We start from the raw sequence: 23,400 nt of genomic DNA, 5'->3' as shown, positions 1-23,400 counted from the left end.
AGGATTACATTTTATAAAGAAGTTGTTTACTTGGTTACATTAAAAAAGGTGTACTCTAATTTCAAAAAGAAACCATCTGATGTGATACGGTTCATCGAGCTGTACAGTTCTTTCCTGTAAGCCAAATCAATTCTCGCCTGACTATTGATGATAAACTGAATTGAAGGCACTACATCCATAAATGACTTACCATCGGCAGTGATCGTCTGACCTACAAACTCTAACATCGTATTAATGTTCGTTTGTTTATAGCTGGTGTATTTTTTGGGATGCATTAATCGTCCAACTGAAAAAGTGTAATTTATAGCACTCTTGCCTTGACTGTCCGGAAAGTTGTAGTTATTGTTATCAAAAGCCTGTCCATAACTTACTGTTGAACTTAGCGCCACTTTTTTAATTAATTGAGTGGCAACCAAACCGGCTTCATAACCCGTATTCATCCCCATCAAATCAATAGCTTCACTGCTAACCGGAGCATTGTTCCAGCTGTATCGCCCAAAAGCAGCCATTCTAAAATGACTTTGAAGATCATCTACGGAGAAAAAACGGTATTTGGCATAAACCCCTCCCCCTTTGTACTCCAATCCACTGTTCATATTATTTAAATAAGCAGAGGCTCGTACCATTAAATTTTTGTTGACACCCCAGGTAACTTCAGGCGACAAAGCATAGATGTTACCTCCGTCGAATTGGTTCTTCATCAAAGACTGTCCTACGCGGGCTGAAATAGAACCCGCCGGAGCATTACTCGCGGGTTCTGTTACAACAAATAATTCCTGTGCCTTACTATTAAATGAAACAAGCAACAAAAATAGGATTGATAATTGTCTCATTATTATATGGTTTTTAAATGATAATCGTTTTCATTTTCAACAGCATAACTTGGTTGATTTGAATACGTTTTACTTAATTTTTTGTATGCTTTCTGTGTTACAAAACCTTTGTCAATGACCTGATAGGCAGCTTCATTACCTGAAACCGGGTTTTTAGAATCAATAAACACAAAAGTGCCATCGGCTATTTTAAGCGTATTGTTTTCCAGTTTTTGCGTATCCACTTTTATCGTCAGCACCATAGAGCCAACAAAAAAGCCTGCTTTCTCGACTGCATTTTTAAGTACTTTAGGTTGTAATGCCACGTCTTTTTTAAAATAGACCGTAAACGTATTGGTGTTTAAATCGGTACTGATACTGTCTACTTCCGTCATTGCTTTTAATTGCTTATTTATGGCGTTAGAACACATTGAACAAGTTAATCCTGTTGCAATTATTTCAGCTTTAGAAATTTGAGCGTATGATTTTATGCTGCCAAGCATTACTAAAAGTGCAATGGCAAGAGATTTTATAGATAAGGTTTTCATTTTATTTGTTTTTTTTGATTTGTGCAATAATCTGAGCTTCTGTAGGATCGATCGCGATCAAATTTCCGGATGCATCAAAAAGATAAGTCGATGGTAACGCCTCTACTCCAAAAAGTACTGCCGTTTTCGCATCAAAACCTTTTGGGTCAATTAACTGCTGATGTTTCATTTTGTCTTTTGCTATGGCTTTCAACCACTTGTCTTTATCGGTATCAATTGAGATTCCAACGATTTCAAAATTTTGACCTTTATGCTTATCGTACATTTTGACCAAATTTTTATTCGCTAATCGACAAGGTGCACACCAGGAGGCCCAAAAATCAACCAAAACTGTTTTTCCTTTAAAAGAATTTAGTTTTACAGCTGCATTTTTATCATTTTGAAGTTGAATATTGGGAAGGTTATCACCTACTTTTATCTGTGCATTTGCTAATGAAAAACTTAAAATCATTAGGAATGCTACGGCTATATTTTTTATTTTAAACATAAAAATTTAATTTAGAGTGAAAGGTATTACTACTGTTTATGACATTCTACTTTCTTCGGAGTTTCTCTGTCGTATTGGCAACATCCGTGAAGGTTGTCATAAGCGGTAGTTGTAGCCGTGAATTTTTCGTTATCATATCCTGCATCGGATACTCGTTTTAGGATCTCCTCTAAATTGGTTTTCTTAGGGTCGTAAGTAACTACGGCAGTCTTTGTGTCTTTATTCCACTTTAATACAGCTGAATTAGTATTTGCTGCGGTTTCGATGGTCTTTTTGCACATGGCACAGTTTCCATTGATTTTCACAGTTTCAGTTACTTTATTTTTACTTTGCGCGTTGACAGTTGCCACTGATAGCAATAACGTTATTGCTACCAATACTTTATATATTGATTTCATGTTTTTTAAATATTAGAATGAATTTATCCGACGGGTACAACAGAAACTATAGCAGATACAGCTATGTTCTGAAACTAATACGGATTTAATAAATGATTTTGTTGCCTGAACAGGCTTAAATTTGACGCACTTACGGCTGTCAAAGAAGAAAATCTAGCTTATTTTAGGAGGAAGCCAGATAGAACGAAAATCAGAAGAAATAAACACTTCTGAATAAAAATAAGTTTGTCTGCGATCTGAAAAATCAAAAAGAGTGTCGTTTGCTTCCTGAAAAACAACCATTGGGCTAAAACCACAATACATTACAGGACAACCACAAGAAACTCCCGAACAACTGCTATCGCAATCGTGTTTGGTTTCTTTAGACTTCTTTTCCTTACAACAAGATTTTTCTGAAGATTCTTTTTTACAGCATGACATTTCGGTCTTATTACCACTATTATGTGCAAAAGATTGCGTTGGACTTAAAAAGAGTCCAAGAATAAGTAGAAGTAATATGTAGCTGTTTTTCGGCATTTCGGATACAAACATACAATTATATTGAGTATCGAGTTGTTAAGTTTTTTGTAAAAAAATCAAGAAGACTATAGTTGGCCTCAGAAAAACAGCACTCTTTTTTCTAAACAACTGAATATTAAGACCACATAGAGAAAGTGTCTTTCCACAAAAGAGTATTTTTCTTCCGCAGTTTAACACTTTGTACAGCTAAAAAATAAGTTTACAGCTATGAATTTGAAATCAACACTAAACAATTAAATATCAGCAAGTTAAAAATCTCTACCAATACTTTCAAATTTAGTACTTTCTTCACCCCTATTTTCATTCAAAAAAAGCTATTAAATTTTACTTAATGGGCTCCCGAAAGCCATTCAAAAGCGTTAACAAAAAAATAACAAAGTCAGATTAAACTCATTATTAAACGATTAACTTCAACACAAAGCTATTTAAGGGCAAAATCTACTACAAAAACAGGTATTTCTACCTGCCCTTGTGAGTAGGCAATAAAGTAGCTTTGTTGTATCAAAACTATTATAAATTAACTTAATCTATTTTATTATGGAAGAATACATTGGAATTGTAAAGCTTTTTGCGGGAAATTTTGCGCCAAGAGGATGGGCCTTATGTAATGGACAAATAATGTCAATTGCTCAGAATACGGCATTATTTTCAATTTTAGGTACTACTTACGGAGGTAATGGTCAAACTACATTCGCCTTGCCTAACCTACAAGGTAACGTAGCTATTGGTGCTGGAACAAGCCCAAGCGGAAGTTATGTTCAAGGACAAACAGCAGGTACTACAACAACGAGCATTCTAACAAGTAACCTTCCAACACACGTTCACGCAGGTGTAGGGACTATATCTGTAAGTAGTGCTAATGCTACAGATTCTACACCGGTAGCCGGTGCTTCTATTGCTATCCCGGGATCGATCGTATCAAGAGTATTTGCGCCAACGTTAGGATTTGCAACATCAACCCCAAGTGTTAATTTGGCAAGTTCTATCACTACCGGTGCGACTGGAAGTAATATTCCAATCTCAATAATGCAGCCTTATTTGGCATTGACGTACATCATTTGTCTTGAAGGTATTTTCCCTTCCAGAAATTAAAAGATAAGATTATTTTTTTAGGCTATATGACCATTGTGGTATTTCACTAAAATCATATACCAATTGAATTTTTGAATAATCTCTGAGATTATACATCGATACTAAACAATAAGGATTTGTAATAAAAGACTCTGCCGTTCTTAACGTAATGTCTTCAAATATCTTTAATTCAGTAAAAATGGCAATATCAGGATGATTACTAAAATTTTCAGGCAGATCATAAAAAGAACTTTCCAATTTTGAATTGTGATTTTCTCTGCCGCAATGTTCTTTGTTTATTGTAAATAATCTATCAACAAATACGTTATCAGGATAGGGCTGCATTTCTTTGTAGCCCTTTATTCCATCTATAGTGTATTTAAGGTAAGGCTCATAATCAAAAAAGGTATAGGCCAGATCAATACTTATTTCTTCGGGAATTAATATAGCATCAGAAGCTAATTGTCTGGTAATATTTCTCATGATCGCGACCTGCGGTTCACGCGTAAGCGCATAATGCATGGTTTCGGATATGGCAAGATCTATAGTAAAATCAACTGGTTTTGTATACGTAATAGCATTAGTTTCAACTAAATGAATATTATACTCTTCAAGACCAATGACAGAAACAAGTTCCTGTACAGAAGAGATTGATTCTGCATTAATATCGAGTAAAAGAGCATTAATTTTCTCTTTACTAAATAACGGAAGCAACGGTAAAATTAGTGTCGCATACGGACCACATCCGGCATATAGTACATTAATACTTCTTTCGGGAAAATCTATACTTAATTTAGTTAAAGCCTTATAAATACCTTTTATAAAAAAAACTGTACGCAAACTGTCATCAACGCAATCTGCGGCTTCGGAACTAGATAAAGCAATACCGCCTTTTACGAAGGTCTCATTGCTCTCAGAAATAAAAATCTTGGTCACTTTTTTATAAAAACCTGAAAGTTCTCCGGCACATCGTATATGCTCATCAACAGTATTTGATGCAATGATAGATTTCGCAATAAATGTAAGTTCCTGTTTATACATGTTTTACAACCTTATATATTATTCTATTTAAAGTTAGAAATATAAGTTAAAATAGTATACAGTAATACTAACAGATCAATTTAATATCAATAAATTATGAAAAAACTTTACTTATTATTAATCCTTCTGTTTTTTGCGATGCACCACATTGCCGCACAAACTACAGAAACATTTGAAACGGCAACTGTAGGTGCTTCCAGTTTTACAAACGGTACAAAAACGTTTAACTTAAGCAGCAGCTACCTTAGCTTTAAAGTTTTCAATCTTCCTGGTCAGGGTTACAACGGTTCGAATAATTTTCTTCAGGTCGAAGACTCTTCAGGCTCAGCAGCTCTTGGTCAAACAGGCACTTTTACAGATGTAACTGGGAGTTTTAAACTCAGCAGCTTATGGATTTATGTAACTGGTAGTGCTGCCTTTACTGCAGGTGTCACAAGTAATGGATTGGCCGGGGACATCACTTTCAGAGGAAAACTGGGAGGGGTTACCCAATTTACTGTCGTTAAAACTACGACCGGGGCTAGCATTCCTCTGACACTTCCCGGCAACGGTTTTCTGTTTATCAACTTCGCTACCGAAGGAGGTTCAAATAATACGACTACAATAATAGATCAACTTGAAATTCAATTAAGCAACAATTATGATTATTTTGCTGTTGATAATTTTATATTTTCAAATGGTGCAGTAGCACCAACAGTAAGTACTACAACAGCAACAGGTACCGGATCTGTAAAAGCCACCATGGGTGGTAATGTAACAGCCGATGGTGGTGATGCTACTATAGAAAGAGGAATCGTTTGGGGCACAGCAGTCAACCCGACTACTGCCAACAATAAATTCCAAATCGGAACAGGAACGGGAATCTACTCAGGTATCGTTTCTTCCTTTCCCCCATCAACGCTTATTCATTATAGAGCTTATGCTACAAATAGCGGAGGTACTGCATATGGGAATGATTTAACATTTACAACAACAGCAGCTTTAAACACTTCCTCAACACCATCTAGCAACGTATCCTGTAATGGAGGTAATAATGGTGTAGGAGCAGCAACTGTAACGGGAGGCTCCGGAGGTTATACCTATTCTTGGGCACCTTCAGGAGGTAACGGATCAATAGCTACCGGTTTAGCTGCGAATACTTATACCCTTACTATTACTGATAGTGAAGGCACAATAATAACACGAACATATAATATTACACAACCCACAGCTATTAGTTTAGTTACCGGATCAAGTAGTAACGTATCCTGTAATGGCGGTAATAATGGTGTAGCCAGTGTGACGCCTACCGGTGGAACACCCGGATATTCCTATTCATGGGCACCATCTGGAGGAACAGGTTCTACTGCTTCCGGTTTAGCAGCAGGTACCTATACGGTAACAGTTACAGATGCCAATACTTGTCAGGCAACAAGAACATTTAATATTGGACAACCGGCTGCAGCACTTAGTCTCGCAACAGGCTCCAGCAGCGATGTGTCTTGTAACGGAGGTTCAAATGGTGTAGCAAGTGTAACGCCTACCGGTGGAACACCCGGATATACCTATTCATGGGCACCATCAGGAGGAACGGGTTCAACTGCTGCAGGTTTAGCAGCAGGGACTTATACGGTAACGGTTACTGATAATAATACATGTCAGGCAACCAGAACATTTGTTATAAATCAACCAGCAGCACCTCTTAGTCTGGCAACAGGATCTAGCAGCGATATATCTTGTAACGGAGGTGCCAACGGTGTGGCTAGCGTTAGCCCTACTGGAGGAACATTTCCTTACACTTACTCCTGGGCACCATCAGGTGGAACCGGATCAACGGCCGCAGGTTTAACAGCAGGAACTTATACGGTAACAGTTACCGATAATAATACCTGTCAGTCAACCAGAACATATGTTATAAATGAACCAGCAGCACCAATTAGTCTGGCAACAGGATCTAGTAGTGATGTATCCTGTAACGGAGGTGCTAACGGTGTAGCAAGTGTTTCTCCTACTGGTGGAACATTTCCTTATACCTATTCATGGGCACCGTCTGGTGGAACCGGATCAACGGCTGCAGGTTTAACAGCAGGAACTTATACGGTAACAGTTACCGATAATAATACCTGTCAGTCAACCAGAACGTTTGTCATAGGTGAACCAGCAGCGCCACTTAGTCTGGCTACAGGATCCAGCAGTGATGTATCTTGTAACGGAGGTGCCAATGGTATAGCAAGTGTTACTCCAACCGGTGGAACATTTCCTTACGCCTTCTCTTGGGCACCATCCGGTGGAACCGGTTCAACGGCTACTGGTTTAGCAGCAGGTACTTATACCGTAACTGTTACGGATAATAATACGTGTCAGACAACCAGAACATTTGTTATAGGAGAACCAGCAACTGCACTTGTAGCTTCAGATGGAGGGCAAACCAATGTTTCCTGTAATTTGGGAGCTAACGGATCTGCTACTGTTAATGCAACAGGTGGAACTCCAACTTATACCTATTCGTGGGCACCCGCAGGCGGAACTGCTGCAACAGCAACAGGATTGACTGCAGGAACATACACTGCGACTGTTACAGACGCCAACGGATGTACAGCAACACAAAGTTTTACTATTACAGAGCCAACGGCTATTATTGCAAGTGCAGCAGCACAAACTAATGTAAATTGCAATGGAGGCTCCAACGGATCTGCCGCTGTAACTGCAACCGGAGGAACGGGTAGCTATACTTACTCTTGGGCACCATCTGGTGGAACTGCAGCAACAGCAGCAGGACTTACAGCCGGAACATACACTGCAACTGTTACAGATGCTAACGGATGTACTGGAACGCAAAGTTTTACTATTACCGAGCCAACTGCTATTATTGCAAGCGCAGCAGCTCAAAATAATGTGAGTTGTAATGGAGGTGCCAACGGTACCGCTACTGTAAGTGCAACCGGAGGAACTGGAGCTTATACGTATTCATGGGCACCAACTGGTGGAACAGCCGATACAGCAGCAGGATTAACTGCAGGTACTTATACTGCAACTGTTACAGATGCTAACGGATGTACTGGAACGCAAAGTTTTACTATTACTGAACCCGCAGCACTTGTAGCTTCAGATGGAGGACAAACAAATGTATCTTGTAATTCAGGAGCTAATGGAACGGCTACTGTTAGTGTAACAGGAGGAACAGGTTCTTATACTTATTCATGGGCACCAGCTGGCGGAACTGCTGCTACGGCTTCAGGATTAACTGCCGGTAGCTACACTGTAACGGTGACAGATGCCAATACTTGTTCTACTACACAAAGTTTTACGATCACAGAACCAGCTTCACTTGTAGCTTCAGATGGAGGTCAAACGAATGTTTCCTGTAATTCAGGAGCTAACGGATCTGCTACTGTAAGTGCAACCGGAGGAACTGGAACCTATACCTATTCATGGGCACCAACTGGTGGAACTGCTGCAACTGCAACAGGATTGACAGCTGGAACATATACAGCAATTGTTACAGATGCTAACGGATGTGCAGCAACTCAAAGTTTTACCATTACTGAACCAACTGCTATTGTTGCGGCTCCTGTCGCACAAACCAACATCGCTTGTAATGGAGGTGCTACCGGATCTGCTACCGTAACTGCAACCGGAGGAACTGGAACTTATACTTACTCTTGGGCACCAGCTGGCGGAACTGCTGCAACAGCATCAGGATTGACAGCCGGCACCTATACAGCAACTGTTACAGATGCAAACGGATGTTCAGCAACTCAGAGTTTTACTCTTACAGAGCCAACTGCTATTGTTGCAACTTTAGCAGCGCAAACCAATGTATCTTGTAACGGAGGTGCTAACGGTTCAGCTACTGTAAGTGCTACTGGAGGAACAGGTAGCTATACCTATTCCTGGTCGCCATCTGGAGGAACTGCTGCAACAGCAGCAGGATTAACTGCAGGTACTTATACCGCAACTGTTACAGATGCAAACGGTTGTACCGCAACTCAAAGTTTTACTCTTACTCAACCTGCTCCACTTGTTGCTTCAGATGGAGGACAAACCAATATTTCCTGTAATTCAGGATCTAATGGATCAGCAACAGTTAGTGTAACTGGAGGAACGGGTTCTTATACGTACACATGGGCACCAACTGGCGGAACTGCTGCAACAGCGACAGGATTGACAGCTGGAACTTATACAGTAACCGTAGAAGATGGTAATGGATGTACTACAACACAAAGTTTTACTATTACTGAACCAACTTTACTAGTAGCTTCAGATGGAGGACAAACCAATGTGTCTTGTAATTCAGGAGCTAACGGATCTGCTACTGTAAGTGCAACCGGAGGAACTGGAACTTATACCTATTCATGGACACCAACTGGAGGAACTGCTGCAACTGCAACAGGATTGACAGCTGGAACATATACAGCAATTGTTACAGATGCTAACGGATGCACGGCTACTCAAAGTTTTACGATCACAGAACCAACTGCTATTGTTGCGGCTCCTGTCGCGCAAACCAACATCGCTTGTAATGGGGGGGCTACTGGATCTGCTACTGTAACTGCAACCGGAGGAACTGGAACTTATACTTACTCTTGGGCACCAGCTGGCGGAACTGCTGCTACAGCAACAGGGCTTACAGCCGGAACCTATACTGCAACTGTTACAGATGCTAACGGATGTTCAGCAACTCAAAGTTTTACTCTTACAGAGCCAACTGCTATTATTGCAAGTGCAGCAGCGCAAAACAATGTGAGTTGTAATGGAGGAGCCAACGGTACAGCTACTGTAAGTGCAACCGGAGGAACTGGAGCATATACCTATTCATGGGCACCAACTGGTGGAACAGCCGATACAGCAGCAGGATTAACTGCAGGAACTTATACCGTGACTGTTACAGATGCTAACGGATGTACTGGAACGCAAAGTTTTACTATTACTGAACCTGCAGCACTTGTAGCTTCACAGGGAGGACAAACCAATGTATCTTGTAATTCAGGATCTAATGGATCAGCTACTGTTAGTGTAACTGGTGGAACAGGTAGTTATACCTACACATGGGCACCAACTGGTGGAACTGCCGATACTGCTTCGGGATTAACTGCAGGAACTTATACAGTGACTGTAACGGACGCTAATGGTTGTACTACAACACAAAGTTTTACGATTACTGAACCGGCAATTCTTGTTGCTTCAGATGGAGGGCAAACCAATGTATCTTGTAATTCAGGAGCTAATGGATCTGCAACTGTTAATGTAGTTGGAGGAACTGGTACTTATACGTACTCATGGGCGCCTTCTGGTGGAACTGCTGCAACAGCAACAGGATTAACAGCAGGAACATACACAGTAACTGTTACAGACGCCAACGGATGTTCAGCAACACAAAGTTTTACGATTACAGAACCGGCAGCCCTTGTGGCTTCGGCAGGAGCTCAGAACAATGTATCTTGTAATTCAGGATCTAATGGATCGGCTACAGTTAGTGTAACCGGAGGAACTGGAACTTATACGTACTCATGGGCACCTTCAGGTGGAACTGCTGCAACCGCTTCAGGATTGACTGCAGGAACTTATACAGTGACTGTAGAGGATGCTAATGGATGTACGACAACACAAAGTTTTACTATTACTGAACCGACAGTACTTGTTGCTTCAGATGGAGGACAAACCAATGTATCTTGTAATTCAGGAGCTGACGGATCTGCTACTGTTAATGTAACCGGAGGAACTACAACCTATACCTATTCATGGGCGCCTTCAGGTGGAACTGCAGCAACAGCAACAGGATTAACAGCAGGAACATACACAGTAACTGTTACAGATGCAAACGGATGTTCAGCAACACAAAGTTTTACCATTACTGAACCAACTGCTCTTGTAGCTTCAGATGGCGGACAAACCAATGTAAGCTGTAATTCAGGATCTAATGGATCTGCTACTGTAACTGCAACCGGAGGAACTGGAACTTATACCTATTCATGGGCACCAGCTGGTGGAACTGCTGCAACAGCATCAGGTCTTACAGCCGGAACATACACAGCAACTGTTACAGATGCAAACGGATGTGCTACAACTCAAAGTTTTACGATCACAGAACCGGCAGTCCTTGTGGCTTCGGCAGCAGCTCAAGACAATGTCTCTTGTAATTCAGGTTCTAATGGATCTGCTACTGTTAGTGTAACCGGAGGAACTGGAACTTATACGTACTCATGGGCACCTTCAGGAGGAACTGCTGCAACCGCTTCAGGATTGAATGCAGGAACTTATACAGTGATTGTAGAGGATGCTAATGGATGCACGACAACACAAAGTTTTACTATTACTGAACCGACAGTACTTGTTGCTTCAGATGGAGGACAAACAAATGTGGCCTGTAACTCAGGAACTGACGGATCTGCTACTGTAACTGCAACCGGAGGAACTGGAGCTTATACGTATTCATGGGCACCAGCTGGTGGAACTGCTGCTACAGCTTCAGGATTAACAGCAGGAACTTATACAGCAACGGTTACAGATGCTAACGGATGTTCAGCAACACAAAGTTTTACTATTACTGAACCGACAGCACTTGTGGCTTCAATTGGTTCTCAAACAAATGTTGCTTGTAACTCAGGATCTGACGGATCTGCTACTGTAACTGCAACTGGAGGAACTGGAACTTATACCTATTCATGGTCACCATCCGGTGGAACTGCGGCTACGGCTTCAGGTTTAATTGCAGGAATCTATACAGCAACTGTAACAGATGCTAACGGATGTACCGCAACACAAAGCTTTACTATTACACAACCAACCGCTATTGTTGCGACTGCAGCTGGACAAACAGATGTTACTTGTAACGGAGCTGCTACAGGTTCAGCAACAGTAAGTGCAACCGGAGGAACTGGAGCTTATACGTATTCTTGGGCACCAACTGGTGGAACTGCCGATACTGCTTCAGGATTAACTGCAGGAACTTATACAGTGACTGTAACGGACGCTAATGGTTGTACAGGTACACAAAGCTTTACGATCACTCAACCGGTAGCTTTAGATGCTATAGTTGCACAAACAAATGTAACTTGTATTGGAGGCGCTGATGGATCAGCAACAGTTAGCGCAGCTGGTGGTACATCTCCATACACTTATATCTGGTCACCAACTGGAGGAACAGCTGATACAGCAACGGGATTAACTGCCGGAACCTATACAGTAGTAATTACAGATGCAAATGGATGTACTTTAACAAAAACAGCTGTTATATCAACTAACCCTGATACTACAGCTCCGGTACCGAATGTAACAAACTTACCGGATATCACTAACTATTGTGCTATTACATCGTCTGAAATTGCAATTCCAACAGCAACTGATGCTTGTGCAGGAACAATAAATGCTACAACAACTGACCCATTAAATTATACCGCAGTAGGTACTTATGTAATTACTTGGACGTATGATGATGGTCATGGCAATAGTTCAACACAAAATCAAACACTAAATGTCCTTGCTTCACCTATTGAAGGTGTAACTTTAAGTGATGTTACTGCTACTTTTGACGGAAGTTTACATACTATTGAGGTTGCAGGACTTCCAGCTGGAGCTAGTGTCCTATACACTATATCGCCGATAACAGGAAGTGAAAATGGTGCTATTGACGCAGGAACTTATTTGGTTACTGCATTTGTATCGCCAGCACCAGGAACTAATTGCTCGCTAATTACGCTAAATGCAAATCTTACCATTAATAAAGCTCCACAACAAATTACTTTTGGTGCTTTACCGGTTAAAACTCTTGGAGCAATCAACGATTTTACTTTAGGAGCTTTCTCTGACTCAGGTTTGCCAATACGTTATTCTGCGACATTTACTTCTCCTCTACCACCGGCCACTGTTACTGCCGCAGGTTTAGTAAGCATGATTAGATCAGGTCAGATACTTATTACAGCTCATCAGGATGGTGACAGTAATTATTTACCGGCAACATCTATTTCGCAGAATTTAGTAATAATGAACAACAATGCCGATCTTACAAAACTGACAATTGGTACTACTGTTTATGATAATCCGGCACAACAGATTAATTATTTGATGACGTGCGACGAAGGAAACAGTCTTACTATTTCAGCTTTAAACGGATCAAATGCAACTATCAGTCCGGCTGCTACTTTTACTATTCCATTACCTAAACCGGGAATTTACAATCAAGTTCTTACGGTAACTTCAGAAGATGCAAGCGTTGTTAAAAACTATACCATTACAGTATCAAAACCATTCAATTTCTTTGATATTGCTCGTCAGAAATTTAATAACGTGCTGCTTGTAAACAACAATCCACAAACAAATGGTGGTTACGAATTTGTTGCTTACCAATGGTTTAAAAACGGTCAATTAGTTGGAACAGGTCAATACTATTCAGCTGGAGATAACATCAACAACACGTTAGATTCTACTGCTGATTATATGGTAAAAATGACAACTAAAGATGGAAAAGTACTGCAAACATGTCCTACTAAGATTCCAGTAGTGAACTCGCTAACAGCTAAAGTTTATCCAAACCCAATTCAAGTAGGGAAAGTGGTAACTGTTGAAGCTGACTATCCTGAGGAGGAATTGCAGAACATGCAGATAAGCTTATATACTGTTACTGGTCAACTGGTAAAAACAATGAAATCATCGACAGTAAAAACAGAAATACAATTACCTCTGGCAACAGAGAGCAATATGTATATTGTAGTTATTGAAACTGCAAATGTTAGAAAAACACTGAAAGTAATTGTAAATAAATAAAATCTGCCGGTGCCGCTTCAACAACGGCACCGGCATAAAATAACTTTAAGATGAAAAAATATATAATAAACTATATAACATCGTTATCGATGATTACAGCACTTTTAGGCTCCGTCTTAAATAGTTTTGGTCAGGATAAAAAACATGAGTTTTCAATTGCAGTCGGTGGTCCCTCCTCTTTTTTAGATTATAAGACTTCCGGTCAATTGGTAGAAGGAAACGGATTTAGTGCCGGTTTACGTTATGCTTATTATTTAAGTGAAAATTTAAGTATCGGAATTGGCGCAGAATACCAGTCCTATAATACCGATGCTAAATTTCAAACGATCTCCGGGCGCTATGCGGCTACTGACTCTGAAAAGGAATCATTCCAATTTAGATTCAGAGCAACCAATTTAAGAGAAGAGCAAAAACTAGGCTATATCAATGTTCCGCTTCACATTCAATTTGAAACTCCCGGAACAACTAAACTGTATGTTGCAGCCGGAGCCAAAATAGGTTTTGCTATAAACGGAAGCTATGAATCCACGATACAAAATCTAACGACAAGTGGTTATTATCCACAATATAATGTCGAATTATTTGGTCCAGCCTTCGCAGGATTCGGAAGTACAAATAATGTAAAAGTAGGTAAACAGGATCTTAATGCCGAAGTGTCTTACTCTGTCACTTTTGAAACAGGAGTGAAACAAATAATTGGAGACAAAAGTTCGATCTATCTAGGCGCGTATTTAGACTATGGATTGAATAATGTATATGACAGAAATACCAGTAAACATCTGGTTCAATACAATCCCGGGACAACTGCTCAATTAGAGCACAATACGGTATTGGATTCACCATTTACAAATGATGTGAGATTGGTTTCTTTGGGATTAAAACTAAGATTTGCAATTCGATAAACCCTTACAATTTAGATAATTTCCCTTGAATTCATTAAGACCAGTAAAGTCAGCTTTACTGGTTTTTTTATGGAACAAATCAGAAAATTGTCAAGCACTAAAATTAAGCGCAAATAGTAATCCTTCTACAGTGAAAAAAAGTCCTTTTAATTCGTTTGATTCTATTCAACTCTTTTTATGATACTGGTAATGAGGTTATTTCAATTTGTGTGCTTCGATCTTTCTTTTGTTCTTTTTTTTCACGCAGATTTAGCAGATTTGACAGATTTTTTTTTTTTGCTTCTTCCAAAAATCCGTCAAATCTGCTAAATCTGCGTGCTATTTAATTCTGAAATTATCTGTTTTAATACTATTCTGCAAAAGCTAACAATTCCTATTCGAAGTTCTAAACGTGCTTTCTTAAAATTCTATCTAACTCTTTTTTAAGTTACTGATAAGCACGTTGTTTGTATTTCTTGTTTTAGAGTATTTTGCCATGAATTTCACCAATTACCACATTTTTTTTGCCCCTGATTAAAAGGATTTAGACAGATTATCTAATTATTTTAATCCTTTTGTTTTTTACGCAGATTTGCTTAGCCTGTTTGCTATACCCAGGCTGCTTTTTTTTATTGTCTTCCGCGAAAATCCGCAAAATCCGCAAAATCCGCAAAATCTGCGTGCTATTTTATTTTACTTACATCCCGCAAAATAATCGAGTTCAGGTTAAAAGAATTTGCTCTTAGCTTTCTATTATCAACTTCTAAATATTTTTCTCCAGATCACAGAATACTATTTATAAAAACACCGCAGCTTTTGGGTTTGGCCAATTTCGATCTCTAGTACGAACAAACTTTTTTATTCAATTTGAAAAAAAATCAAAACAACTCCAATACCTGCAGTTCAATCGAATTCAAATATACCTCAATCTTTCCTCTTCAAGATCCAGATAGCGAAATTGGTTTCGAATGATTTCTTCATTCAGAGTCGCCTCTTCTTTATTTCTTTTAATGAGCCAGGCTCTTTGTTCGCTTAATATTTCTATATAAACCACTTTACATTCCTCGGCCATTGTTATATCAGTGGTCATTTGTTTGTTATCCTCCCATTTCCGCGCCAATTGTTGCAAGGCCGGTTGTTCCTTAAGTACTTCACTATACTTGGTATATAAATGCTCCAAAGCCTTTTCTGCCAGTTGTCTTCGAATTAAAATTACCATTTCCTCTTCGGGAACTACCTGATCAGGATCGTTTAAATGTATTTTTCGTATTAAAAAAGGCAAAGTCAACCCCTGAATGAGCAAAGTCAACAGTATAACAACAAATGTGATAAAGAGAATTAAATTTCGCTGCGGAAAAAGTTCACCATTATCCAAATGCAATGGAATCGACAAGGCTGCAGCAAGTGAAACCACCCCACGCATTCCCGACCATCCAAGTACTATCGGGACTCTGTAACCCGGATGTCTCGAATCTGCCACTGTAATAAAATTACGGGCAATAAGCGTAATAATTACAGCGCCGTAAGCAGATATAATTCGCGCTATTATTATCACAGCAGTAATCAAAACACCATAACCAATCGCAGCTGAAATACTAACGCCTTCGAGACCTTCTGTAATTTCAGGTAAATCCAATCCGATTAATAAAAATACGATGCCATTCAAAACAAAACACAAACTTTCCCATACACTTGATCCTCTTATACGAGAGCGACTGCTAAGAAAATGATGTCGGTAATACGATAAAAATAAACCGCCACTTACAACCGCTAATACACCGGAACTGTGTACTTCTTCGGCCGCCATATACATGATATAAGGTGCAATAAGAGTCAAAACAATATCAATATTAGAGTCGGTTGGTAGGTATTTATGGGCTTTCATAAAAATGAATGCAATTAGTAAACCAATACCAACACCGCCAATTAACATCCAACCAAAATTCAGTGTGGCTTCGTACCAAATAAACTGGCCCGTTGCCACTGCAATCATCGCAAAACGAAAAATAATAAGCGAAGAAGCATCATTCAGCAGACTTTCCCCTTCCAAAATAGAAGAAAATCTTTTAGGCACTTTTACAAATTTTAAAATGGCTCCCGCACTTACGGCATCAGGAGGCGAAATAATTCCGCCCAATAAAAAACCCAAAGCCAGTGAAAATCCCGGAATAAAATAATTCGCCACAAAAGCAACTGACATTGCAGTAAGAAATACCACTACGAAAGCAAAACTGGCAATAATTCGTCGCCATCGCCAAAGTTCTTTCCATGAAATTGCCCATGCGGCTTCATACAATAAAGGTGGTAAAAATATAATAAAAAGCAACTCCGGTTGTATATGCAGAATCGGAACACCGGGAATAAAACTAATTCCCAATCCAGCCAAAACCAATACTACCGGGTACGCAACTTTTATCTTGTTGGCCAACATTATTAAAAATAAAATAACCACAATAAGACTTAAATAAAATGGAAAGTTTTCAATCATTTGATTCCTTATTTAATTGATTTATAAAGATATAAAATTGATAAATCCGGGCTTGTTATTTTTACATAGAGTTCAAAAAATCTAAAACTTACTCACCGCATCAACAAAATAAGGAGAATCGTTCCATCTAATTTTTTTATAGCTAAAATTAGCTTTAAGTGCCTCCGGCAAACAACTCCAAATCGCTTCATTCATCTTTTCTAACAGTAACTTTTTAGAAAAAGTATCCGATACCACAAAACTGATTTCACGTACCGGCTTTGGGTCTTTAAAAGGTTTAAAAAGCGTATTTTCCTTTTCGTTTAAAATAGAAAGCTGTGGAATAATAGCAAAACCTAACTCCGCACGAACCAAATTTTTGAGTGTTTCAATGGAACTTATATCGTAACTAAACTGCTCTTTTATTTTTCCCGGTGTTTTCAAACCACAGATATCCAATAATTGTGCATTGTAACAATACTCATTCTGAAGCAATAATAAAAAGGGTTTGTCTCCCGGTTGAATTTCATAAAAATCCTCACCTGCCATAGGGTGTTCTTTATTCAGATACGCCACAAATGGCTCCTTAAAAATCGGATGTTCCATCAGATTTTTATTTCCGGTAGGTGTCGCCATAATCGCTACATCAAGAGCTCCGGTCTCTACATCATGCATCAATTGTCCTGTATTGGCTTCCTTGATGATAAAATGAACTTTTGGTGTAACCTCTTTCATCGTTTTAATAAACAACGGAATTAAATAAGGAGATAAGGTAGAAATCACGCCGATTTTCAACTCCCCTTCCAGCATATTCTTTTCATTTACCACAAAATCACGGATTTCATTCGTCTCACGCAAAATTTTCCTAGCCCTGTTTATAATCTCTTTTCCAAGTTCCGTTGGTGTCAGCGGCACTTTATTTCGATCAAAAATTTTAATTCCGATTTCTTCTTCGAGATTTTTTAGCTGAATGGTCAATCCGGGTTGCGAAACCATACAAACGTCTGCAGCCCTTGCAAAATGGCGTTCCTCGTCTAAAGCGACTATATATTTTAACTGTTGAATCGTCATGATTATAAATTTATTTTATAAAGATACAAAATTATCAATTTGATTTATAAAACTACTCGCTCTAAATTTGTCCCATCAAATCAGAAGAATGGTTTGAATAACTCAAAAAATTTAAAATAACATAAAAAAGTAAGATCATGAAATTTACAAGAACAGCAAACGCAAATTGGAAAGGTACAGGAATGGAAGGAAAAGGAACCATCAGTACACAAAGCACTACCTTAAACAATGCACAATTATCCTTTAAAACCCGCTTTGCAGAAGGTGTAGGAACAAATCCAGAAGAATTAATTGCAGCCGCACACTCGGGATGTTTTACCATGCAACTGAGCTTTTTGTTAACCGAAGCCGGTTTTATCCCAGAAGATTTGAATACAAAAGCAAAAGTAACTTTAGAAGACGGAACCATTACTTTAATTCAATTAGAACTCGAAGGAAAAGTTCCGGGAATCTCAGAAGAACAATTTCAGGAATTAGCTCAGAAAGCAAAAGCAATTTGTCCAATTTCAAAACTACTGAATACAGAAATCACGCTATCAATTACACTAACAGCTTAATTATAAGCAAATAACAAATTAATTTATTTAAATTTATACTATGAAAACAACAACAGCAAAAGAACAAATGAAGTCCTATTTCATGTTCGCAGTATTATTTTTCTCCTTGCTATTTTCAATTACTATTGCAACAGCACAAACCACTCCTCCGGTAAAAAATGTAGTTTTAGTGCATGGTGCTTTTGCAGATGGTTCAGGATGGAGAGCTTTGTATGATATTTTAAGCAAAAAAGGATATCATGTAACGATTGTTCAGAATCCACTTTCTTCTCTTGAGGATGATGTAAACGCAACAAAAGTAGTTTTAGATAACCAAGACGGACCAACCGTTTTAGTCGGACATTCTTGGGGCGGATCTGTAATTACCGAAGCCGGAAACCATCCAAATGTAGTCGCTTTAGTTTATGTAGCAGCTTTCCAGCCAGATAATGGAGAAACTACCGTACAATGGCTAAAAACCGCTCCTCCTGCTCCCGAAAATGGAATCTTAAATCCCGACGATAAAGGAATTGTATATTATGACAAAGCTAAATTCCACGCCGGTTTTGCTGCCGATATTCCAAAAGACCAAGCCGACTTCATGTACGCTTCTCAAGGTGCTTTTTATGCCAAAGGCTTTGGAACTCCAATTACAAAAGCGGCCTGGAGAGACAAACCAACTTATGGAATTGTAGCTACTGACGATAAAAGTATCAATCCGGAAATAGAACGTGCCATGTACAAACGTTCTAAAACCAAAATAACGGAAATAAAAGGCAGTCACGTAGTCTTTATGTCGCAACCAAAAGCAGTTGCTGATGTAATTATTAAAGCATCAAAAGAGAGTGCTAAAAAATAAGCACATTCAACAATAAGGATAATTGGAACTCCGGCAATTTGTCGGAGTTTCCTATTTTTCACTTTGAAATAAATTCATTTTAAAAATCTGGAAGAAATAAATTATATCTTTAACACTAATTAGAAAACTAAGCTTCTGAATAAATCAAAATTGACCTTTTGAGAAAAATAAGAACAGCGTTTTATCCTGAAATTGACAAACAGAAAACCCAAACATCACTATAATATCACAAAACAAAAACATGAAAGTAATTATTACAGGTGCCACAGGAATGGTTGGCGAAGGTGTTTTATTAGAATGTCTTGACAACTACGCGGTCAAAAAAGTATTAATGATCAACCGTAAAGCTTCCGCAATTAAACATCCAAAACTAGAAGAATTAATTGTATTGGACTTTATGCAACTAAGCCGCTACAGTGATGTTCTGAAAAGCTATGATGCCTGTTTCTATTGTGCCGGTGTAAGTTCTGTTGGAATGGATGAAGTAAAATATACCTATGTAACTTACGACACGACTTTGGCTTTCGCGCGAGCATTATCCGAAATTAACCCCAACATGGTTTTCAATTTTGTTACCGGAAGTCATACCGATACTTCCGAAAACGGAAAAGTGATGTGGGCACGTGTAAAAGGAAAAACAGAGAATGATTTAATGAAATTACCCTTCAGAGGGCAATATAATTTCCGTCCGGGTTTTATGAAACCTTTCAAAGAACAGAAAAATGTAAAAACCATATTTAAAATGATTATTCCGTTTTTCCCGCTTTTGTTTCCTAAAAAATCTTTGACTTTGAAAGATGTTGGACAGGCGATGATTAATACGGTTAAAGACGGTTATCCGAAGCAAATTTTGGAGATAGAGGATATTAAGGTGTTGGCGGAATTGTAATTTATTTTCTGCCCTTTTTCTCCATTTAAAAGTTAACTAGCACCCTTGATTATCCGCTTTTCCAAACCCAAACCATTTCAAAATTTAATACCTTTACTAGATGATCGAAATCGGAATAGACAGTTTTGCGTCGGCGATGTACGGCGATAACAACAGACTTAGCCCTGTAGAGGCAATGGAGCAATTGCTTCAACGAATTGAATTTGCAGATCAGGTTGGTCTGGATGTATTTGGAATTGGCGAACATCATAAAAAAGAATTTTTAGATTCTGCTACCACTGTAATCCTAAGCGCAGCCGCAGCACGCACCAAACAAATTCGTTTGACTAGTGCCGTGAGCGTTTTAAGCGCCGCTGATCCTGTACGGTTGTATCAAAGTTTTGCAACACTGGATTTAATTTCTAAAGGAAGAGCAGAAATTGTAGTTGGTCGTGGTTCTTCTATTGAAGCTTATCCCCTTTTTGGATTTAATCTGAACGATTACGACGCTCTTTTTAAAGAAAAACTGGAACTTCTACTGCAAGTTCGCGATACTGAATTTGTCACCTGGTCGGGGAAATTCCGTCCGGCATTGAATAATTTACCTGTCTATCCGAGAGCGCTACAGGACAAACTACCCGTTTGGCTTGGTGTTGGAGGAAGTCCGGAATCCTTCGTTAGAGCCGGAAGTCTCGGTTTACCTTTGATGGTAGCCGTCATTGGAGGACAAACACACCGATTTCGCCCGTTGATTGATTTGTACCGGGAAGCCGGGAAAACGGCAGGCTATCAACCCGAAGATTTAAAAGTTGGCTTACATTCCCCTGGTTATGTATCCACAACTACCGAAAGTGCAATAACAGAATACTATCCCGGTTATGCAGAACTTTGGACTAAATTAGGAAAAGAACGAGGCTGGCCTCCGGTTACCAAAACATCATTTGATTACCTTATCGATGAAAAAGGCGTTTTGGTTCTTGGAAGTCCGGAGCAGGCAGCAGAGAAAATTTTACGTCACAGTGAAGCCCTTGGAGGCATTTCAAGATTTACGTTCCAGATGGATAATGCAGGGCTTACTCATACACAATTGATGAACGCAATAGAATTAATCGGAACAAAAGTAAAACCGTTGCTACAATAAGCAGCGTTTTTACTTTTCATTTTTCATTTTTCGCTCTTTACCATATATTCTCTATAATCTATTTTCTATACTTCATATCTAACTCCTCACAAACAATTCCTTTCAATCAATAAAAAATTGAAGTAAATTTGGACTATCAACTCATTCTATTTCTCAACGCTTTAAATAGTCCAGATGTTACGACCTTGGTCACTTGAAATTCAATTAGACAAAAAATCAGACAAAGCCCTGTATCTGCAAATTGCCGATGCTATTATCAATGCTGTTAAATCGGGAAAATTAACCAAAGGCAATGCGTTACCCGGAAGCAGGCAACTTGGCGCTTTATTAAATGTAAATCGCAATACCGTTATTGAAGCTCTGGATGTTTTAATCGCAGAAGGCTGGCTTATTACCATAGACCGAAAAGGAACTTTTATTGCAGATGTTATACCTGAAATTGTTCTTACTCAAAAAAACGAAACAAAAGCAAGCGCCACTTCCGAAGAAACCAAACCCTATCTTACTTTTGATGATGGTCATCCCGACAGTAGTCTTGCCCCGACCAATGATCTTGCCCGTGCTTACCGCGAAATATTTAGCAGAAAATCCCGCTGGCAAATCATGGGATACAGCAACGAATTTGGCGATATCGAATTCAGAAAAGCAATAGTTCAAATGTTGAATTTCAAAAGAGGAATGAATATCACATTAGATCAGATTTGCATTACGCGAGGCAGCCAAATGGCCATGTATCTGGCTTCTCATTGTTTACTCTCAAAAGGAGATTTTATTATGATCGAGAATCCGGGATATCAACCTGCCTGGGAAGCCTTTGAAAATGCCAATGCACAGCTTTTGCCTGTAGCAGTCACTTCGGATGGTTTAGACATCGATCAAGTGGAAGTCTATCTAAAAAAATACACTACTATAAAAGCGATCTATGTTACACCGCACCACCAATTTCCGACGACGGTAACACTTAGTTTGAAAAAAAGATTGAGGCTTATTGAATTATCCAATCAATACAACTTTACCATAATTGAAGACGATTACGACAATGAATTCCATTTTGGTCAACGTCCTGTTCTGCCAATTTCCAGTTATGACAATGCTAAAAACTTTGTCTATATCGGTACTTTAAGCAAGATTGTTGCTCCGGCACTCCGCATTGGTTATTTGGTAAGTTCATCTGAGAATATTCAAAAAGCAGGTAAACACAGAAAAATAATTGATGTACAGGGAGACAATATTATGGAAGAAGCTGTTTTACAACTCATTAATGATGGTAAAATCAAAAGACATCTTAAAAAAACCAATCTCATTTATAAGTCGAAAAGAGATTATTTTGAAAGACTGCTTACCGCGCATCTCAAAGATAAAATTACATTCAGCAGACCCGAAGGAGGATTGGCTTTTTGGATCGTCCCAAATTCTGAGATTGATGTACTGGCAACCTTTGAAAAATTACAACGCAGCGGCATCAAGATAATGAGTCCTAAGAAATTTAGCTTTGGTACTGCCATTTCAGGGTTTAGATTGGGATACGCTTCACTCACTGAAAAACAAATGGAAGAAGGAATTAGGGCTTTGGCTAAGATTTTATAATTTTAAAAACAAGAAAAACGGTTCTGTATCTTTGAGCTTCGAGGCTTGACTCAATGTCGTTAAATTAATGCTATTTTTTCACGCAAATTTTGCGGATTCTGCGGGTTCTTTTATTTCATTCCACTTAAATCTTCGTGAGCCTTTTTTGACGATTCTCTACTTAATGACATTGGGGTTTGGCCGAAACCTTTGAATCCGTTGGTTGAAATCAACGGCTATTAAACAATTTAAAAAAATGCGATATTGCCTAAATGCATTATGCGTGAGAAATATTAATTGTAATTTTTATTACTCTTGAAATCTGCAATTTAGTAAGAATCTCAACTCAATTAATATTCTAAATTTAAATTATGTTAGTCGGTATTTAATTTG

16 protein-coding genes are annotated in these 23,400 nt (G+C 38.8%); 8 read left to right on the top strand and 8 right to left on the bottom strand.

Annotation, left to right across the window (positions count from 1 at the left end):
• Positions 1-26: 26 nt before the first annotated feature.
• From AB674_RS13335 to AB674_RS13315, 5 genes are all read right to left on the bottom strand, one after another.
• Positions 27-833: a hypothetical protein gene (locus tag AB674_RS13335; RefSeq protein ID WP_047777331.1), complete on the bottom strand. Its 807-nt coding sequence runs from the start codon at positions 831-833 to the stop codon at positions 27-29.
• Positions 834-835: 2 nt separating this feature from the next.
• Entirely contained in the window at positions 836-1,360 is a 525-nt protein-coding gene (locus AB674_RS13330; protein WP_047777375.1) for a heavy-metal-associated domain-containing protein, read from the bottom strand.
• A gap of 1 nt (position 1,361) precedes the next feature.
• Positions 1,362-1,847, bottom strand: coding sequence for a TlpA family protein disulfide reductase (locus AB674_RS13325; protein WP_047777329.1), 486 nt, complete (start codon positions 1,845-1,847; stop codon positions 1,362-1,364).
• Positions 1,848-1,876: 29 nt separating this feature from the next.
• Positions 1,877-2,245 (bottom strand): heavy-metal-associated domain-containing protein, encoded by a 369-nt coding sequence (locus tag AB674_RS13320; RefSeq protein ID WP_047777327.1) that lies wholly within the window; start codon positions 2,243-2,245, stop codon positions 1,877-1,879.
• Between the two features lie 153 nt (positions 2,246-2,398).
• Positions 2,399-2,776 carry a hypothetical protein gene (locus tag AB674_RS13315; RefSeq protein WP_047777325.1) on the bottom strand — a complete coding sequence of 126 codons (378 nt, stop codon included), beginning with the start codon at positions 2,774-2,776 and terminating at the stop codon, positions 2,399-2,401.
• Positions 2,777-3,301: 525 nt separating this feature from the next.
• On the opposite strand from AB674_RS13315, the gene AB674_RS13310 reads away from it, so the two are divergent.
• A complete protein-coding gene (locus tag AB674_RS13310; protein WP_053004262.1) occupies positions 3,302-3,856 on the top strand; it encodes a phage tail protein in 555 nt (184 codons plus the stop codon).
• 9 nt (positions 3,857-3,865) lie between these two features.
• Here AB674_RS13310 and AB674_RS13305 read toward each other — a convergent pair whose 3' ends face one another.
• On the bottom strand, positions 3,866-4,876 hold the full coding sequence (locus AB674_RS13305) for a class I SAM-dependent methyltransferase (RefSeq protein WP_047777322.1): 1,011 nt from the start codon (positions 4,874-4,876) through the stop codon (positions 3,866-3,868).
• 96 nt (positions 4,877-4,972) lie between these two features.
• Here AB674_RS13305 and AB674_RS13300 point away from each other — a divergent pair, with 96 nt between their 5' ends.
• Both AB674_RS13300 and AB674_RS13295 read left to right on the top strand, forming a co-directional pair.
• Positions 4,973-13,618: a T9SS type A sorting domain-containing protein gene (locus AB674_RS13300; protein ID WP_053004261.1), complete on the top strand. Its 8,646-nt coding sequence runs from the start codon at positions 4,973-4,975 to the stop codon at positions 13,616-13,618.
• Positions 13,619-13,668: 50 nt separating this feature from the next.
• The gene (locus tag AB674_RS13295; RefSeq protein ID WP_047777320.1) at positions 13,669-14,520 is read left to right on the top strand and encodes an outer membrane beta-barrel protein; all 852 of its coding nucleotides are present in this window, start codon (positions 13,669-13,671) and stop codon (positions 14,518-14,520) included.
• Between the two features lie 892 nt (positions 14,521-15,412).
• Here the strand turns inward: AB674_RS13295 and AB674_RS13290 are convergent.
• Both AB674_RS13290 and AB674_RS13285 read right to left on the bottom strand, forming a co-directional pair.
• Positions 15,413-16,987: a Na+/H+ antiporter gene (locus tag AB674_RS13290; protein ID WP_047777318.1), complete on the bottom strand. Its 1,575-nt coding sequence runs from the start codon at positions 16,985-16,987 to the stop codon at positions 15,413-15,415.
• A gap of 81 nt (positions 16,988-17,068) precedes the next feature.
• On the bottom strand, positions 17,069-18,037 hold the full coding sequence (locus AB674_RS13285; RefSeq protein ID WP_047777317.1) for a hydrogen peroxide-inducible genes activator: 969 nt from the start codon (positions 18,035-18,037) through the stop codon (positions 17,069-17,071).
• Between the two features lie 137 nt (positions 18,038-18,174).
• On the opposite strand from AB674_RS13285, the gene AB674_RS13280 reads away from it, so the two are divergent.
• The 5 genes from AB674_RS13280 to AB674_RS13260 all read left to right on the top strand — a co-directional run bounded on the left by AB674_RS13280 (position 18,175) and on the right by AB674_RS13260 (position 23,028).
• Positions 18,175-18,594, top strand: a complete 420-nt coding sequence (locus tag AB674_RS13280; protein WP_047777315.1) for an OsmC family protein — start codon at positions 18,175-18,177, stop codon at positions 18,592-18,594.
• A 40-nt stretch (positions 18,595-18,634) separates the two neighbouring features.
• Positions 18,635-19,432, top strand: coding sequence for an alpha/beta hydrolase (locus AB674_RS13275; protein ID WP_047777314.1), 798 nt, complete (start codon positions 18,635-18,637; stop codon positions 19,430-19,432).
• Between the two features lie 241 nt (positions 19,433-19,673).
• Positions 19,674-20,321: an NAD-dependent epimerase/dehydratase family protein gene (locus AB674_RS13270; RefSeq protein WP_047777312.1), complete on the top strand. Its 648-nt coding sequence runs from the start codon at positions 19,674-19,676 to the stop codon at positions 20,319-20,321.
• A 103-nt stretch (positions 20,322-20,424) separates the two neighbouring features.
• Positions 20,425-21,441: an LLM class flavin-dependent oxidoreductase gene (locus tag AB674_RS13265; protein WP_047777371.1), complete on the top strand. Its 1,017-nt coding sequence runs from the start codon at positions 20,425-20,427 to the stop codon at positions 21,439-21,441.
• 174 nt (positions 21,442-21,615) lie between these two features.
• Positions 21,616-23,028, top strand: a complete 1,413-nt coding sequence (locus AB674_RS13260; RefSeq protein ID WP_047777310.1) for a PLP-dependent aminotransferase family protein — start codon at positions 21,616-21,618, stop codon at positions 23,026-23,028.
• Positions 23,029-23,400 lie beyond the last annotated feature (372 nt).

This window comes from Flavobacterium sp. ABG (assembly GCF_001027725.1).
GTDB classification, from domain to species: Bacteria; Bacteroidota; Bacteroidia; order Flavobacteriales; family Flavobacteriaceae; genus Flavobacterium; species Flavobacterium cupriresistens.
The sequence above is the reverse complement of the archived record's forward strand: the minus strand, read 5'-3'. Positions and strand labels throughout refer to the sequence as shown.

Bases quoted from the DNA above. Each gene is read 5' to 3' on its own strand.
- AB674_RS13315 (WP_047777325.1), bottom strand. From the start codon at position 2,776: ATGTTTGTATCCGAAATGCCGAAAAACAGCTACATATTACTTCTACTT.
- AB674_RS13295 (WP_047777320.1), top strand. From the start codon at position 13,669: ATGAAAAAATATATAATAAACTATATAACATCGTTATCGATGATTACA.
- AB674_RS13320 (WP_047777327.1), bottom strand. From the start codon at position 2,245: ATGAAATCAATATATAAAGTATTGGTAGCAATAACGTTATTGCTATCA.
- AB674_RS13260 (WP_047777310.1), top strand. From the start codon at position 21,616: ATGTTACGACCTTGGTCACTTGAAATTCAATTAGACAAAAAATCAGAC.
- AB674_RS13325 (WP_047777329.1), bottom strand. From the start codon at position 1,847: ATGTTTAAAATAAAAAATATAGCCGTAGCATTCCTAATGATTTTAAGT.
- AB674_RS13310 (WP_053004262.1), top strand. From the start codon at position 3,302: ATGGAAGAATACATTGGAATTGTAAAGCTTTTTGCGGGAAATTTTGCG.
- AB674_RS13330 (WP_047777375.1), bottom strand. From the start codon at position 1,360: ATGAAAACCTTATCTATAAAATCTCTTGCCATTGCACTTTTAGTAATG.
- AB674_RS13305 (WP_047777322.1), bottom strand. From the start codon at position 4,876: ATGTATAAACAGGAACTTACATTTATTGCGAAATCTATCATTGCATCA.
- AB674_RS13270 (WP_047777312.1), top strand. From the start codon at position 19,674: ATGAAAGTAATTATTACAGGTGCCACAGGAATGGTTGGCGAAGGTGTT.
- AB674_RS13290 (WP_047777318.1), bottom strand. From the start codon at position 16,987: ATGATTGAAAACTTTCCATTTTATTTAAGTCTTATTGTGGTTATTTTA.
- AB674_RS13335 (WP_047777331.1), bottom strand. From the start codon at position 833: ATGAGACAATTATCAATCCTATTTTTGTTGCTTGTTTCATTTAATAGT.
- AB674_RS13280 (WP_047777315.1), top strand. From the start codon at position 18,175: ATGAAATTTACAAGAACAGCAAACGCAAATTGGAAAGGTACAGGAATG.
- AB674_RS13275 (WP_047777314.1), top strand. From the start codon at position 18,635: ATGAAAACAACAACAGCAAAAGAACAAATGAAGTCCTATTTCATGTTC.
- AB674_RS13285 (WP_047777317.1), bottom strand. From the start codon at position 18,037: ATGACGATTCAACAGTTAAAATATATAGTCGCTTTAGACGAGGAACGC.
- AB674_RS13300 (WP_053004261.1), top strand. From the start codon at position 4,973: ATGAAAAAACTTTACTTATTATTAATCCTTCTGTTTTTTGCGATGCAC.